This is a genomic window from Pricia antarctica (genome assembly GCF_900101815.1).
In the GTDB taxonomy this organism is placed as follows: domain Bacteria; phylum Bacteroidota; class Bacteroidia; order Flavobacteriales; family Flavobacteriaceae; genus Pricia; species Pricia antarctica.
Genome location: NZ_FNAO01000018.1, coordinates 1 through 17015 on the forward strand (window position 1 = coordinate 1; position 17015 = coordinate 17015).

Annotated in this window: 15 protein-coding genes; 3 read left to right on the forward strand and 12 right to left on the reverse strand. The window is 39.1% G+C overall.

What is annotated here, in order from left to right; genetic code table 11:
- Positions 1-80: 80 nt before the first annotated feature.
- The 9 genes from BLT07_RS19950 to BLT07_RS19990 form a co-directional block, all read right to left on the reverse strand.
- Positions 81-629, reverse strand: a complete 549-nt coding sequence (locus BLT07_RS19950) for a Pycsar system effector family protein (RefSeq protein ID WP_091874247.1) — start codon at positions 627-629, stop codon at positions 81-83.
- 11 nt (positions 630-640) lie between these two features.
- Positions 641-1528: a DUF6268 family outer membrane beta-barrel protein gene (locus tag BLT07_RS19955; RefSeq protein WP_091874249.1), complete on the reverse strand. Its 888-nt coding sequence runs from the start codon at positions 1526-1528 to the stop codon at positions 641-643.
- 112 nt (positions 1529-1640) lie between these two features.
- Positions 1641-2450 carry a hypothetical protein gene (locus BLT07_RS19960; protein WP_091874251.1) on the reverse strand — a complete coding sequence of 270 codons (810 nt, stop codon included), beginning with the start codon at positions 2448-2450 and terminating at the stop codon, positions 1641-1643.
- The gene (locus BLT07_RS19965; RefSeq protein ID WP_091874253.1) at positions 2434-4044 is read right to left on the reverse strand and encodes a glutamate synthase-related protein; all 1611 of its coding nucleotides are present in this window, start codon (positions 4042-4044) and stop codon (positions 2434-2436) included. Before BLT07_RS19965 ends, BLT07_RS19960 begins: the two co-directional genes overlap by 17 nt.
- A 59-nt stretch (positions 4045-4103) precedes the next feature.
- Positions 4104-7640, reverse strand: coding sequence for a bifunctional metallophosphoesterase/BamA family protein (locus BLT07_RS19970; protein ID WP_091874254.1), 3537 nt, complete (start codon positions 7638-7640; stop codon positions 4104-4106).
- A 165-nt stretch (positions 7641-7805) separates the two neighbouring features.
- Complete coding sequence (locus BLT07_RS19975; protein ID WP_091874257.1) at positions 7806-8225, reverse strand: DUF6789 family protein; 420 nt, start codon at positions 8223-8225, stop codon at positions 7806-7808.
- A 470-nt stretch (positions 8226-8695) separates the two neighbouring features.
- A complete protein-coding gene (locus BLT07_RS19980; protein ID WP_091874259.1) occupies positions 8696-9403 on the reverse strand; it encodes a DUF3179 domain-containing protein in 708 nt (235 codons plus the stop codon).
- On the reverse strand, positions 9400-9585 hold the full coding sequence (locus BLT07_RS19985) for a hypothetical protein (RefSeq protein ID WP_139205181.1): 186 nt from the start codon (positions 9583-9585) through the stop codon (positions 9400-9402). Before BLT07_RS19985 ends, BLT07_RS19980 begins: the two co-directional genes overlap by 4 nt.
- Positions 9586-9734: 149 nt before the next feature.
- Positions 9735-10310, reverse strand: a complete 576-nt coding sequence (locus BLT07_RS19990; RefSeq protein ID WP_091874278.1) for a carboxymuconolactone decarboxylase family protein — start codon at positions 10308-10310, stop codon at positions 9735-9737.
- A 322-nt stretch (positions 10311-10632) separates the two neighbouring features.
- On the opposite strand from BLT07_RS19990, the gene BLT07_RS19995 reads away from it, so the two are divergent.
- The 3 genes from BLT07_RS19995 to BLT07_RS20005 are packed head-to-tail and all read left to right on the forward strand — an operon-like array spanning position 10633 to position 13401.
- Complete coding sequence (locus BLT07_RS19995) at positions 10633-11439, forward strand: DUF547 domain-containing protein (protein ID WP_091874264.1); 807 nt, start codon at positions 10633-10635, stop codon at positions 11437-11439.
- A 5-nt stretch (positions 11440-11444) separates the two neighbouring features.
- Positions 11445-12134, forward strand: a complete 690-nt coding sequence (locus BLT07_RS20000) for a TIGR04283 family arsenosugar biosynthesis glycosyltransferase (RefSeq protein WP_091874266.1) — start codon at positions 11445-11447, stop codon at positions 12132-12134.
- Positions 12135-12177: 43 nt separating this feature from the next.
- A complete protein-coding gene (locus BLT07_RS20005) occupies positions 12178-13401 on the forward strand; it encodes a bifunctional alpha/beta hydrolase/OsmC family protein (RefSeq protein WP_091874268.1) in 1224 nt (407 codons plus the stop codon).
- A gap of 89 nt (positions 13402-13490) precedes the next feature.
- Here BLT07_RS20005 and BLT07_RS20010 read toward each other — a convergent pair whose 3' ends face one another.
- The 3 genes from BLT07_RS20010 to BLT07_RS20020 form a co-directional block, all read right to left on the reverse strand.
- Positions 13491-14567: a DUF3179 domain-containing protein gene (locus BLT07_RS20010; RefSeq protein ID WP_091874271.1), complete on the reverse strand. Its 1077-nt coding sequence runs from the start codon at positions 14565-14567 to the stop codon at positions 13491-13493.
- Positions 14564-15535 carry a hypothetical protein gene (locus tag BLT07_RS20015; RefSeq protein WP_091874273.1) on the reverse strand — a complete coding sequence of 324 codons (972 nt, stop codon included), beginning with the start codon at positions 15533-15535 and terminating at the stop codon, positions 14564-14566. Before BLT07_RS20015 ends, BLT07_RS20010 begins: the two co-directional genes overlap by 4 nt.
- 296 nt (positions 15536-15831) lie before the next feature.
- Positions 15832-16920, reverse strand: coding sequence for a DUF2652 domain-containing protein (locus BLT07_RS20020; RefSeq protein WP_175455394.1), 1089 nt, complete (start codon positions 16918-16920; stop codon positions 15832-15834).
- Positions 16921-17015: the final 95 nt, after the last annotated feature.

The following is a 17015-nucleotide window of genomic DNA, read 5'->3' on the forward strand; positions in this document are numbered from 1 at the left end:
CCGCGGGGGCGCATTCCAAAACCCGTCGGATAAAAGATCCGACAAGTTTTGAAATGGATGAAAAGTGAACCGGACAGAGTTTAAATTACACACCCGTAGGCATGTTTTATTCCTATTGATTTACCAAGGTAATAGGTGTCCAAAGCAATGGTTTTATAAAGTTCATCACCTTGATACATTAGATTTGTCAGTTTATCGGTATAGTCGCTTTCGTTCAAATCATTAAAATTGCCAAAATACAACAAATTACTAGTTTGACGACTACCGTGCTTAGGTTCAGGTCTAGTGGCAAATATTGCATAAGTGATTGATATCAAATTGGTAATAAGAATCATTATTGCAGGAAAAATAAGATGGGGGTCCTTTTCCAACTGATTTAATACGGTGCCAATGACTATTGAAAGAATCAAGGCATTTATGGTAATAAGAATATGGGATTTCCGGTCAATCATAGTATTGAGCGTATAATGATTTTTGGACACTAAACGAAACAATGTTTCGGCTCCCCTTTCTGATCGAGGTTCCACCTTGGCCAATTTCTTTTTTAGCTCTTTAAGCTTTTCCTTGTCAATATTCAATTCTTCCCTTAGGTAGGCATCTTTTGCCTTTTTTATTTTCTTTTCGTCCATAGTATATAGTGTTAAATCTTGAATCGAATACCTGTTCTAAAATAATAGGTATTATTTTTATTTACAGAGATTATGGAATTATTCTTTCTATCCTTTAGGGTAGCACTACTACTCAAAATATTGGAAACATTAAAGTAAAGTTCGAGATGGTCAGTGAATTTGTATTCATAACGTATGCCACCGATGATTATTGACATGTTTACCTTGTCTGCAATTTTATCCCCATTCACAAGCAAACCATCTTGAATATTGGAAGTGAAACCATCAAGTTCTGCAACTAACTTAAATCTTGATTTTTCTGAGAGGTGGTACTGTAGGTTTGATTTAGGGATACCTAATTTATATGACCAATTGGGGTGGAATTTTCTATAATAGCTGATAAACGGTAGGGGAAATGGAATTCCCCTATTTCCTGAATAGGAAACCCCTAAAATTAACTGATATGGTTTTTCAATATTCGCTTCATGTCGCATATCCTTAATAAAAACGATGTCTCCTGAAAAAACCGCATCCTCAAATGAAAGTTTCTTAACCAGATTGGAGCTGAAGCCTGGCGTAAACCGAGCACCAAAACGCCAATTTCCATTCATTTTAAAGGTGTATCCAATGTTTAGGTCCAATAACTGAAAGTCCTCAATGGCATCAATGTCAAAAGCGTCAATACCGCTGTCAAATGACAATTCTATTTTGCTATAGTCTAGTCCAACCAAGAAAAAACTACCCTCATTTACCTTAAACGGATAGTTGAACAATCCTCTAAACCTATCATAACCTACATCTGAATTTCCCTTGGGCAGTCGGGTGTAATCTATTTTGGCAAGGTCAGATAATTGACTTGAGCTGATACTTGTAAATAGTAAAAAAACAAATAAAAATATCAACCTTTGAGGTAATGTCATATTGGTAACTTTTAATTGATATGAAACCTAGTGTCCACGATGAACAAGGTCAAATAGTCTAGATTGAGTTGCTTTAATTTATAACTCACGAAGATGTATTGTAATATCAATTTCAGACATTCGAAATGTGCGATAAAGCTTCTTTATAAAAACTAAGTACCTTTGAACTATTACCTACCCCAACGGGCAATATGGCACCTTTGAAACCGTCATTCATCCATTTGCCGATGCTAAGGGCTGGTAGATGGGTCGTTACCAAAGCATTTCCCTCTTTGTATCCGGCAATATAGAAGTAATGGTCGTCGCAGATCGTATCAGGAATAGCCATTCCTAAACTTATTGATACATCTGTTTTATTCTTCAACGGGGCAAAAGCCCCGGTGTCAAAATGATGCGGCCACACCCTAACCTCTGATCTTAGTTGTTGTTCCTTAACAAAAACTTCCAAAACTTTCTGGGCCAATGTCCTAATGCGCTTTAATTCCATTAGCGTTGATAGATCTGATAATCTAAACGTAAATGCATCTGTTATTTCATAGGGTAGTTCATAGTGTAACTGATATCGATATGGCAATTTTAAATTAGCCTCTGAAGTGGTTGCTTGAATCCACTTCAATACTTGTTCATGTGATTTTCCATCCAAGCGAAATACTTTATGTTTTTCATTGCCATTCCATACAAGTGAAAAATCATTGTAATTAAACGACAAGGTGTCTCCTACCTCATTTAAAGGCCTTGTATATAACGTTGCATTATCTACCTTGAATTGTAGATTGGTATGGCTATCGTCTTCTTTTTTTTCTAAAAAACTTATTCCTGCTGCGGCAAGGTATTGTGATGCCGAGTGTACTTGGTTCCTTAATACGGTATTCATTTGTTTCAAAATAGAATTGTTAAAATCAAGCTTATAGAACTCCGGCATAGTTTATCCCGGTTAATTTGTGCGTATCTGCATTAAAGGTGGATAGGTCATCTTTATTGAATCTATTAATATGATCATAACCACAGGCGCGTGAAATTACCTTGATCAAGTTATTGGTGGCATTAAAATAGTTGTACAATTGTTTGGCAGAGGAATCGATGATTAACCTGCTTCTTAAGGATTCTTTTTGAGTCGCTATTCCGACAGGGCAATTATTGCTTCCACAGGCACGCATGCCCAAACAACCTATTGCCTGTAGTGCGGAATTGGAAACGGCAATGGCGTCGGCCCCCAACATTAGGGCTTTGGCAAAATCCTCTGCAATACGCAATCCGCCCGTAATTATCAGGGTCACATCAGTAGCGCCCACTTTATCCAAATACATTCTTGCCCTTGCCAAGGCCGGAATGGTAGGAACGTTTATGTTGTCGCGCAGAATAGTGGGTGCCGAACCTGTACCCCCGCCGCGGCCATCAAGAATTATATAATCGACTCCAACATCCAGAGCGAACTGAATGTCTTTTTCTATATGGCTCGCAGCGATTTTGAACCCGATGGGGATACCGCCAGTGCGTAGTCTTACTTTTTGTGCAAAATCCTTGAAGTCGGCAACTCCATGAAAATTAGGAAATGTAGCTGGGGAAATGGCCGTTTCACCTTCTTTGAGACCTCTGACCTCTGCGATCTCCTTGCTTACCTTATTGCCCGGTAAGTGCCCCCCAGTACCTGTCTTGGCTCCTTGGCCACCTTTAAAATGGAAAGCTTGCACCTTATCCAATTTATCCCAAGAAAAACCAAATTGAGCAGAGGCAAGTTCATAAAAATATCGATTGTTATTCTCATTTTCTTGAGACAACATTCCACCTTCTCCCGAACAAATTCCAATACCCGCCAATTCTGCCCCTTTAGAGAGTGCTATTTTTGCTTCCCGGGAAAGTGCCCCGAAGCTCATATCACTTACAAATAATGGAATTGCGATGGTTAGTGGCTTTTTCGCCTTTGGTCCAATAATAACTTCGGTGGTCACTTCTTCCTTATCCAACAAAGGTCTTTTGGCCAGCTGGGCGGGTAAGAATTGTATGTCGCTCCACTTTGGGAGGGTGTTTCTATCTACACCCATGGATGCTGATGGCCCATGATGCCCTAAGTTTTTCAGGCCATTTTTAGCCAATTCCTTTATATAGCCCGTATATGGTTCCGTATCTTCAGGATGTGTATCCGCATAAGCGCCTAAATATTTTTCACGATTAAAGGGTTGCGGACTTTTTTCTAGATATTCGTTGATTTCAAATTCGTCAACATATAATTTATCACCTTCTATTTTTGTATTGAATTTATATAGCACTTCACTATTATTGTATTCGGAAACCCCGGTATCATAGCGATAATCCCAACCATGGACTCCACAAATTAGATTGTGCCCCTCCATATGACCATCTGCCATTAACGCCCCGCGATGATGACATCTACCATATAGAACAGAGATGTCATCCTCATATTTAATTATCACCAGGTCCAATCCGTTCACTAGGGCATGAGCCGGTTTCTTATTTTCCAAATTACTTATCCGTTCAATTAAAATTGGTTGTTTCATTGTTTCGTTTTGTTTATTCTGTTATACATGGGTGGCAATGTAGGGTTATAATCCTTGTGCTAAAAACTGAACCCAAGTGCAAAGACAACCCGGCCACCGTCGATACTATCAAAATAACCCACATTGGCGGTAATAAAACCTAATCCACTTATCCAAAGAGACCCCCCCGTGCTATTATGCCATTTATCAGAGGTATCACTTTCTAACCATACACGGCCATAGTCAAAACTTGCTGTTATGCCAAAACGCATTGGAATAATACTGGTCTTGATCCGCCCCAATGCCAATCTTAGATCGGTGTTTTGGTAAAATGAGTATTTGCCTGTAAAACGTTCATTTCTAAATCCTCTCAAGCTACTGATGCCTCCCAATTCCGCGGCATGGTAAAACTCAAAATTGTCACCAAGGATCAAGTCGCCTCCAAGTTTTGTTGCGAGTACCAAAGCCCCTCTTTTGGTAAGCTTGTGGTCAATGGCCAAATGAGGGTTTACATAGGCGAAGCTGTTATTACTATCACCCCCATCGATATTCGTTTTGTAGCCAACTTTGATACCCAGATCTAGCCCTAAAGTTGGGAAAGCATTATTATCCTTGTTTATAAATTCATATGTAATTTCAGCACCTCCGTAGGTTTGCCTATCAAAAATGTTATTGGTATCCGACAAGCTGTTTATGAATCGGTTTGGGGTGTTTTCCACCTCAAATGATTCTATAAATGGCCTGAACCGTAACGAACCTCCATATCTTCCTCTTCGTATCAATGACAACCCTAAATTCCATTTCTTAATTCGAATTCGGTTAAAGTCCAAATCGACGGCATCTTTGTCGTAGTCCGTTTCATTTCCAAAGCCAAAAAAGTTTCTAGCAAAATTTGGACTTCTATAAACCCCGTCAAGTCCAAAGTTCCAATTGTGGAAAATATTGGAAAATTCCCCCTGATAGGAAAGATCATATCCAGAAGTGGCCGTATAATAGGATGCGCTAAAAGTATGTTTTTGGGTGAATGGATTGGATTGTATGCCATAGAAGGTATAATGATCCACAGCACCTAGGCGTACCCCATCATCTGGGTTAAAGGCTATTATAGGTAATATTTGATTGGCGCTATGTTTTACTTTTTTATGGTCATAGTTATTGATATCATAATCATCTACCAACCATTTCTTTGAGCTTTTGTTCAGAATCGTATTTGGCTTGCTTTTGAAATCGTATAGCTTTACACTTTTGGTATTCTTAAAGTCATAGGTGTCATTTTTACTCCCTCCCAGGAGTTTTATTTTTATTAAATCATTACCATGACCATCTACGGTAAAGGTATCTTGACCATCGAGGCCGTACACCCATATTTCTTTGGTAACCGAATGGGTAAATGTTCTACTGAAAATACCTAAATCTTTACGATGTATCGTGACAGTGGTTTCCCCATTATCTTGTCTGGTAATTTTAAAATTGTCATCTTTTTGGGTGCCCACCAGTACTTCGAACTTGTTTAGGTAGTCAAAATACGTTTTAGCGATAGCAGTAATATTTGAGCGTCTGCCCCTAAGTTTTTCTTTTATATCCTCAATGGTTTCTCCTTGCAATTCATTAGGGATTGCCTCAAAGGCGTGTTCAATATCAATATCGGTTAAATGCTCTTGTAGGTATGTTGCTTGTTTTTTCCATTCGCTCCAATCCGAGCTTTTTATAAAATTGATATCCAAGTGATAGGGAGATGAAGCGAACCATTTAGGGCTTCTTAGTTCATCATCAAAGGATTGCATCTTTCTTAGTCCGGGTATGGCCCTAGTCAATAAAGCAACCAAAGCACCATCATATTTGGAAAAAGCCTGGTCACGATCTCTAGGTATTGGTTTGCAATATTCCGTCCCATCCTCATTTTCAAATAGTGCCCATCGCCATTGATCTTCATGCCGGTCCCAATCACCAATGAGCATATCGAACAACCGTGCTCTTATATAAGAAGGTTCATCTACAACCGATTTTCCATTTTTTAGTATTTCTTCCAGGACATCTGCTGTACTCAATATTTTTTTTGGACTTCCAAAACTTTCCAAACTGGTCTGTGTGTCGCCAACATGTTCTTCTATCATATAGAGTTCATCGCCAAATTCGTCATTGTATTCTCCAAGTTCTTCCTGCTTGGGAACATAAAATAATGAGGGGTTGGTATGGTAGATATCAACGGCATTTGATAACGCTCCAATGGTAAAAGGAGTATACGGGTTGGCCGTGGTATAAAAATCCAACAAAGTTTTGTCAATCACAGAACCATCCAAAGCATTGCCGATATAGGTATCTTGAAAAGCATTGGCCTGTAAAAATTGAATGGTGCTCTTTCGCAAGGCACGCATTACATATTCTTTCCCGTTTCTATCTGCCAAACGCAAAGATTTTGATTGTTGGCCACCACCTCTTTTCAAGGGTTTTAAACCTCCTAAAAGGGTATCCAAAAAAACTACTGGGGCTGCTATATCTGTGCTATAAAACTTTCGATAATGATCGCCCCATATACTTTTATAGAAACCTCCTTTTTTAGTTTCTTCTCTGGTATAGATAGCTGCGTTTAGAGTAGATTTAAATTTATTTTTAGGTAAAAAATCAAAATTGACTTTCTCCTTTTTCGGTGTTAAAACCGTGGTTGAAAAAACAAGTGTGGAACCATTACCTCGAGCTTTATAAAAATGCGCTAAAACCTTTCCGTCCTCATAGATCTCCAGTTTAGCATATCCGTTCTCTGCTAGGGTGAATTCTCCCATAACACCATTTTTTACATTATGGTTTCTGCTTGTCGCACCGCTAATTATTTGTGGAATCCCATACTGGTTTAAATACTGAAGATTCTTATCATGGCCCGACACGAAAATGACATTTTCAGCTTGCCGCGCCACGGTCATGAGTCGTTTGCGCAAACTTCTGTATTGTTGGTTTTGAAAATCCTGGCTTGAAAATCCCCCTGTATTGGCAATCAGTCCTTGCCTACTTAAGCTATTCATTGGATGATGAATGGCTACTATTTTAATTTTATCCTCCTCTTTGTTTAAAAAATTGTCAAATTCCAAAAAGAATTGGCTCCTGCTCTTAATTTCGCTGTCCTCGTTGATATAGGTGTTCTCGTTCCAATTTTCCAGATACCATTGTGAGTCGACAGTAATTAGCACTACGTTATCGGTTAAATCCTTTTTTGAAATAGAATTACCATTACCTGGATAAAACTTAGCCTTGCTATTTTTTTCAATAAACTTCTCCAAATCACGAACCCCTTTTTGACCAGTAGTTGCCCATTCATTATTACCCGAGGTGTATATTGCATTGTCCTTGAATTTAGAAATAATCTCTAGTTGTTTTCGAATTGAATTTTTGACCGAAGTCACTTCAAGACTCTTTTTCGGAATGGAATTCCCCAGAATTAGAAGTGTAGGGTCTTTACTTTTTTCTGCATCTTTTACGATCAGGTCAAGAATATACTGGTCGTTAGCCCCCCCTAAATTTCCAGTTATGAAAATGGATTTCTTAATTTCTTGACTATACATTATTGCAGCGGAGAAAAGAAGACCTAATCCGAAGATTAAATGTTTTGTTTTAGTGGGGTCCATGTTGCGTATTTTTGTTCTGTACTATTTCAGAATATGAATTGGAACATGAATTGGAACATGAATACATTTCCAATTTTAAATGCTATTGGGTGAAAAGGATATTTGAGGAAACATAATGGGTGAAAGGCAGCAAATCAGTCTATATAGGCGCCTCCAAGTTCTAGACTAACTTTTAACGGACAGGGCAACAAAAATCCCAAAAACTACATGCCCTAATATACCTCCTAAAACGACACCTATCATAGCGCCCTCTGGTTCAGGAATACCACCTATTAAGGCACCCATCATGGCCATAGCGATCTGGGCAAAAAGGAAGACAATGAAACCAAAAGCGGCTCCCTTTAAGAGTTTACTTTTAATCTTAATTTTTGGTGCAAAGAGGAATACGTAGAACGCTGCAAAAATAATCCCTATCACAAAGTGCATAAGCCAACCCACGGTAATGGGCATACCCATCATCCCTGCTAGCATTGCGGGTGGATTCATTTTTGGAATGCCCATCATTGGGGCTACATACATGATAAATGACATTACGGTGGTTCCGATGATACCAGCAATGAAAGATTTAATTAGTTTGTTGTCCATTTCTTTTTTTATTTAGATTGTTATTATTGTTCGTAGAAACAGACGACACCTTTTAACATCCTGACAACTATGTTAAAATTTATTTATAATCCATGTGTTTAGAATACGATACCTGACCTTGGTCTAAAATGAAGAAATTCCTTTAAGCCAAAATGCTATAAGGCTAAAAAATAGACTATTATTATGTTGACAAAGCCACAAATGTTAATGAAGTAGTCCGAATGGGGAGGACAGGAAGCTTTTGTTGGAACCTTAAAATTCACCAATATTGGTTGTGCCTAAAAGTGGGATATCAAAATCTAAGGAGGGAACTTTTATCGATATCCCAAACTTCTAGGTCTTTTCACCAATCAACAAACACTAAAACTTAAATCATATTTAAATTCCAATTATTTAGATGTATACGGTAAATGAGTATGCTTATATACAGACGGCACTAAATAAAATCCTGACAATTGCTTAAAAAGATTTTACTTTTTCTTTGGTAATCCTTGATATACTGCAGTAGCTGGATGAAAGGCATACCAGGCAAACCAGTAATTGGTAATTGACGGAACTGGCTTTCCGGAACCATCAAAAATTTCGACACTTTTGTGCTTGGCATCATATACAATTTCTAGGGATTGTCCTTGAAATGTCTCATGGACAACACCACTCTTTGATTTTTCGAGTTCGGAAAATGGATACGCCTTGAATTTCCCATTAATTTCAATGCCCAAAATATATTCCTTGGGATGAAAAAGCGGATTCTGGTCGCTTACTGGGAAAAAAACCGAAGTAGAACTTTCATAGTTCGGATAAGGGTTTTTATCATAATCTCGGTTATAGCCGGTATCATGGGAGAGGACCAAGGTATTTGGGTGTTTTTCGTTCCATTTTTCCAATGTGGTATTTTCGGTATGCAACATAGACAATACTTCCCCGACCATTGGCCCCGAAATACTTTTCAACATCAATTGCGACCAAAGCGATTCGGTCTGCCTGTCGTATAAAAGAACATCGCTATTATATAAAAGTCCGGATACACCAAAAGTTTTGGCCTTCCCCTTTATTTTGGAATCAAAAGCAATACCGCTTCCACACAACGGGCAATAGGTAATTACCACAGGATCATTACCGAAAGAGTCGTTGACTATTTCATGATAATTTAAGATGGATATTGGGTAAGCCTTAGCTATATATCATTGTGAAAGACCCCCAATATCCTACTGTTATTTTTTAACCGTGTTTTTGATCCCGCCACGAATTTTGGATGGTCTATAGCGGGTATGCCGTCTTTGGGAGGTCCACCGTCCTTGATATCTCCCAAGGGTGTGACAGAATTTTCCATAGCAAACCCCTTAAGGTCTTGTGCGGTCATTTTTTGACCCAATAAAAAAATGAAAATAAAGCCTAAGATAGGCGCCAAATACCCCATTCGATAAATTGAAAATATCTTTATTAAGGAATTAAGATTATAGTACTAAAAAGAGGGAAGTGGCGACACCTCCCTCAAACAACAAATGAACACTAAACATTTTCCAATTTTCTTCCGCTGAAAGCTTCGTCGATTTCCGTGTGAAAAATATGATTGGAATAATTACTGATGGTCTTGACCGCCATGGCAAGAATAATGGCCAAAATATTTTTCTCGGTATATCCAGCGTCTAAAAATACCTGTGCCTGTTGCGGTGAAGGGTTTCCTCGCGTTTCATGCATTACCTTCGTAAATTCTGAAAGTGCCCTTAATTTGGTATTGGGAATTTGCTTGCCCTCGCGAATGGCATTTGTTACTTCTACCGGTGTTTTTGATACCTCATCTGCCAAATAGCTATGGGCCGCTGTACAATATCCACAACCGTTTTCTATACTTGATGTAAGAAAAACAACTTCCTGTTCCGCAGGGGTAAATCCGCTACTTTGCCTGAAGTGGGCATAGCCGGTATCATAGGTGTCTTGCAATCCTGGCAAATTCACCATATTCTTATACATGTTGGGAATCATGCCGTTGGCCTTTTTTGCTTTTTCTAAAATTTGATTTTGTTGCTCATCGGCATTACTCAAGGTTACCGGTTCCAAACCGATATGAAATGTTTCATTGGACATAATCTGATTTTTAAGTTCACTATAGTTGACGTTGCTCAAACCATACATGACAACTTTTAACTATAATTAGGAAGAAATTAACGTTTACCCTGGATCAATATTACAACCCAAAATAATGTGAAGAAGGATAACTATGATTGGACTAAAATGATAATGAACTACAAAACTATTCTTATCACAACATCCTAGATTTATATTACTTTTTGATTAATGGAAAATTCATCGATTTTACAAAATTGAAAGGCCGATTACAAATATTCATTGTCAGGTTTCAGCTTTTGCACGTCTATTCGTTTTGATGAAAAAAACAAAATTCAATAAAATGAAAAAAATAGCTCTTTCAACGGGTATCATTCTGTTCATTTCTACCATTATTTACACAAACGACCGCTACGGTTTGCTTTCAATGGCAGGTCTTAACGGCAAAGGTCTTGCGGCCAAAGAGGTAAGGGGAGATTTGAAATTAAGTCCAAACAGTTCTGGTATCAAGATAGATCATTCCGAGTGGTCGACCTTATTGCACAACTATGTTGAAGACAATGGTCTTGTTGACTATAAGGGATTTTTTAAGGAGAAAGGGAAATTAGAGAATTACCTGAACGCCTTGTCCAATCAGGTACCCACCGATAAATGGCCCGTACAGGAGCAACTGGCCTATTATATCAATTTGTATAATGCCCATACAGTGCATCTAATATTGGAGAATTATCCGGTAAAGAGTATTAAGGACATCAATGGTGCTTGGACCAAGGATTTTGTTCAAATTGGAGAAAAAGAGCTCTCTCTAGGAGCACTGGAGCACAGTATCCTGAGAAAGATGAACGAGCCGAGGATACATTTTGCAATCAATTGTGCTTCGGGTTCGTGCCCTAAACTTTTGAACGAGGCATTCATCGGCGATAAATTGGATGATCAGTTGAATACAGTAACCCGAGCGTTTATTAATTCCGAAAACAATTCTATTTCTAACGATAATTTAGAACTGTCCAAAATATTTAAATGGTATAAGGGGGATTTTATGGATGGTGACCTTATCACCTATATCAATCAATATGCAGATGTCAAAATAGCGCCCAAGGCCCAAATACACTATAAGGAGTATGATTGGAGCTTGAACGGTAGTTGGTAAAAGACATGATCAGTATCATTATTCCCGTTTACAATGAAGCGGCGCATATAATCCACCTGCTTCAGTATTTAAGACAAAATTCCGTAGGGCACGTAAAAGAGATTATTGTTGTTGATGGTGGCAGTACAGATGGCACACGTGCCCTTTTGCTTAAGGAAAATAACATCGAAGTAATGACCTCCAAAAAAGGGAGGGCTAAACAAATGAATGCGGGAGCAAGGATAGCCAAGGGCAAGATTCTTTATTTTCTGCATGCCGATAGTTTGCCTCCGCCCTACTTTGACAAGATGATCATTGAAGCCACCCAAAAAAGAAGTTCACAAGCTGGTTGCTTTATGCTAAAATTTGATGCAAGCCATTGGTGGTTGAGGCTTATGGGAAGGCTTACTGCCATAAACCATATAAGCTTTAGAGGAGGAGACCAATCCCTATACGTAAACAAGAATCTTTTTTGGAAGCTAGGCGGATTTAATGAAGAATTTATCATCTTTGAAGACAACGTACTTATTAAACAGCTCTACAAGGCTACCAAGTTCAAGGTCATCAGAAAGCGTTTGGTCACGTCTTCAAGAATGTATGACAAAATCGGGGTTTGGCAACTTCAATGGATATACCTTCAGATTTATTGGAAAAAAAGGTTTGGTGCAGGTCCAGAACAATTGTATGAGCATTATAAACGTAAAATAGCGTTGTAAAGAACACGGGGATACCTATTTTCATATTTTAAACCTTACTGAAATGAATTCACAAAAAGTAACATTTAAGAATAGAAAAGGACAACTTTTAAAGGGTCGGTTGGAGCTTCCGATAGACCGTCATCCACATAATTTCGTCATTTTCGCGCATTGTTTTACATGCAACAAAAACTTAATAGCCGTTAAGAATATCAGTAGAGCACTCACTTCAAGCGGTTTTGGGGTTCTTCGTTTTGACTTCACGGGATTGGGCGAAAGTGAAGGTGATTTTGCCGATACCAATTTTTCGGGCAATGTGGATGATTTAGTTGCCGCTGCAGATTATCTTAAGGAGGAGTATACTGCTCCAACATTATTAATAGGTCATTCTTTGGGCGGTGCGGCGGTAATTTTCGCAGCAGGGGAAATCCCTTCCGTAAAAGCGTTAGCAACAATTGGGGCACCTTCCGACCCATTGCATATAAAGCACTTATTGAAAAGTAGTTTACAGGAAATAGAGCAGAATGGTAAGGCGGTAGTGAATTTAAGCGGAAGGGATTTTACGATTAAAAAACAATTCTTGGAGGACCTAAACGAAAAATCATTGCCAGAGACCGCTAGTAAGCTTCGAAAACCTATACTGTTGTTGCACTCGCCCCAAGATACCATCGTGGGCATACAAAATGCCGAAGCCATTTACAAGGCCGCCCAGCACCCTAAAAGTTTTGTATCACTAGATGGGGCGGATCATCTGCTCATGAACAAAAAGGATTCGGAATACGTTGGCGAAGTCATTTCGGGTTGGGCAAAACGGTACCTGCCCCTTGAAGAAAAAGAGGAACTTCTGGAAACAAAACATCAAGTGGTGGCCAGCCTTGATGCTGCGGATAGGTTCACCACACAAATGAAAGTGGGTAACCACTATATAACCTCAGATGAACCCATAGATTTTGGAGGAAATGACTTTGGCCCTTCGCCTTATGAATTGGTATCATCCGGTCTATCGGCCTGTACGGTAATGACGCTTCAGATGTATGCCAAACGTAAGAATTGGCCCTTGGAAAACGTTACCGTACACACCTCTTTTGGTAAGTCCCATGCAGTGGATTGCGAACATTGCGAAACAGATTCCGCCAAAATCGATACCTTTCACAGGGATATACAATTGTTTGGTGATTTAGACCAAAAACAACGGGAACGATTGTTGCAAATAGCCAACAAGTGCCCAGTGCACAGAACATTGCACAGCAACGTACAGGTCATTACTCAGTTGATGGACAAAGCCTAATGTTCACCAACCCGTTTGTTTGGGTGTTCTAAGTCCTATCCATTCAAAATGCCCCATCATGGTAGAGGATTGGTAAACTATATACCCTCTTAATTTTGGTAAAGCTCCGTGGTATAAAACGCCGGAATGGAAAACCACATGCCCATAAAGGCAGGGGAATCTCCTAGGGACTGCCCTTGCCGTGGACCTGAAATGGCTTCCCCGAACACATTCCAAACCGTGCCCTCATTGTCTTGCAAAAGCGCTTCAGAGCCGTTATGGACATATTCAAAATCCAAGGCGGCTAGCTCTCCCATCATTTCAAAGGACACAATAAAATTAGGGTTACCAACGATGATATATTCCTTGCCCTTGAAAGTATCCCTAATAATGGAGTTACCATTTTCAAAATCAAAGAACTTGTAGGCCTTGGCATCCGTTCCGTCAACGATGGCGTGTACCCTTTGTTTGGACGGAAGTCGCCCGTCTTTTGGGACTGGAAACAAAAAGCGGTCGTTATTGGTATTGTAATCTCCGTAGGGATATATACCGTATGTTCTTGAAAATCCTGTATTTATGCTTAAAACTTGAGAGTTTGGAAAAAGACTTTTCCAAGTTCGCCAGTCCGTTTCGAACAATTTAATTAAATCGGCCTTTTCACCCAATAATTCCCCATTTACAGACTCGTTCAATATTTGTGACCAATTACTGTCCGTTTCTCTGTCATAAGGAATAAGGTTAGTGTTGTATAAAAGCCCCGAAACACCAAATGTGGTTTCATTCCCTTTAATGATACGGTTCCATCCAATACCGGTGCCCGTAAGTGGGCAATAGGTAATGGCAACCGAAATATCCCCCAGATTGTCATTTACAATTTCGTGCCAATCTAGTATCGGATGGGGATATGCGCGAACATCGTCCCCATTTTTAATTCCCAATACCAAATCGGTATCCCTAAGATAGTTTATATTTTGCACCGGCGAAAAATTCGGATTAATCAGGGCAGGGATACCGTCTTTACCAGGGCCACCATCCAAAACTTCGGAAATCGGGATACTCCATTCTACAGATGTTACAGGTGGCGGATTACTATCTTGGCCTTCTATTGGAGTAGATTCTTGAGTGCTGGAAGTACTACATGAAATTAGTAAACCGGCACAAACCAGTGTGAAAATTTTCTTTTTCATTGTGATAAATTTATAATGTTTACTTTTTTTGTTTTCAACTTTAAATAAATACCAACAGTAAATCGAAATGTTGGAGTGAGTTGTGTCCCAACAACATTACTGTACAAGGGCAATTCAACTCGTGTAAGAATGCCCATTTGAGGGGATAATTGGGCACCCAGCTCGGGACGCACAAAAACCCATTCCCCACCGGTATTTGGAATACCCACATCATCTATTTTATCTTCAAACGCCTTACGATACTTAAAAATTAGCGCCGGATTAATTATAGTACCGAATAAAAAAATTTGATCGGTATACCCCAAATTCGCCTGCACTTCATTTCCGAATTCATAGGTCGCCGTATTATTTAAATAAGAACTGTTTACACCGGTACCCCTATAAGTGGCACTGGCTGACAAAGTGGCCGAAGGTCGAAAACCCAAGCCTTTTGAAACTGATAACCACCCCAGACCGTCCCAGGCTCCACTGCCAGGCTGTAGGTCTGCAGTAAGTTGAATGCCTTGGTCGGTAATGATATCAGATTTTCCGAGAGGGGCTTTAGTGCCAACTCCCAGATTTAATACGGATCCTTTACCCAATACATCGGGCAACGAGTATTTAACCAATAAAACGGCATCGCCAATACCTGAAGTCTCCGTGAAATTTTCATTCCCAAATTGAGTAATCGTTCTAGTTTGGTTTACCCAAGTAAAAAGAGTCTCCACAGCTAATCTATCAGTAAATGAATATCCAAAGTTCAATAGAATAGAGTTCGTGATTCGTTGTCTTGAATCATCGTCAAGTTTCTCAGTACCCGCATTCAAAGTATTCAAATTATTATAGTCGTAATTCAAACCCATAACAAATACTCCCTTTCCTTCGTTGGGTAATCCTAGATTATTGGATAAGGGCACGCCCCCCGAGCAGCAAGTTTGTGAAAACCCATTGAACGTAAATATGAGAATAAGTAAAATGGGTGCCTTCATCTACTGTGCCTACTTAGGGTATATTCAAAGTAGACGCTGGACGGCAGAATCCTGACAGACAAATGTTATTTTTAACATTAGGCAATAAATCCAATTGAAGACAGTTTTCCAGACTAATCAAGGCTTTTGAATGCTTGAACGACAAGACAACTTCGCCACCAACTGGGACCTAATATTAGTATTTCACAGCAAATGAATACATGGGAACTGCTCAGGAAAACAGTTTGTCAATAAATAATCAAATTGGGAAATCCATAGGTTCCTACATCTACTTAATAACGAGCGTCCATAGTAATTTAGGGCGGCATATGATTTATATAATGATTGAGCTTTAAGAGAGATATGCGGGCGACCATTAACATCATCATTCGAAGTGGAAAATCTAAGTATAAACCCGAAAGCTTTTTTCTCCTATAATTAATACTGATTGAAAGTTTGGTCTTTTTTTCTGAAACCCTTGTCATGGTAAAGATGATATTCAGCGGAGCAAGCCATTTGATAGTATTGCTTTGCTCTACATATTGAATTTCCCCATCATTCAACTTTTGTGATGTTATCGTAAATTCCATTTTTGTAGTTGGCATAATACAGAGGTGCTTTGATCCAATAGTGCTTAAATTCTCGGTCGGTGCTTTGATGTATAGTAATCCAAATACCCATTTTGGCCTCAAAGAAAAATTTGTAATGACACTATGTAACTTCTTTAAAGCGGACTTCATTACCATAGAACTTGATACTGGCCGATCGAATTTCATTGTGTTACTTTGTTTCGGCATTACATCTATCCCAGTTTTTAATGGGGTAAGTGGAAAATAAGTATAGGAAACCGTCCCGATTCCCTTATAATTATTCACACTTTTTCTTGGTTCGATCCAATCTGGAATCTTCCAGCCCTCAGAAAAATTTAGACTGGAGGTAATTAAAAGGTAGTCCTCCACCAGAACATTATTTTTGAGCAAGCGATGAGCGAGAGTAACGTCAGGGCCAAAAAGTTTTATATGCTTCCCTATATTCCTTATGGTGGTTTCGCCAAAATGGCATACAAACTTTAAGGTAAGTTGATGCGCAGTGGAGCAGGCACCGCACTGACAAATTCTATCGTGTTCATACAACTTCAAATGTTGATGAAACTTGACGAACATAACTTCCGTTTGCTTAATAAGCTCTTCAATCGAAGCACTATCCCCTAATCTGTAGAAGAAAACCGCATCTCCTTCTATTTCAGATACCTTTAGATTTAGGATGTTGGATGAAATGATGATTTCAAGCAGTTCTGTTATAATATGGGTACTATGGTTAATTTCCGTTTCGTTGATGAACTTAGTGTAACCGGAGATATCAGGAATAAAGAACAAAGCTGATTGTATTTTATGTGATGTAGCCATATTGTGCCTGTTGCACAAGTTATGAAAAAAAGCGGTCGTGATCATTGCCGATCCGGGAATCGATCGTAACTTTAGGTATGCAAGGAAAAAAGGGC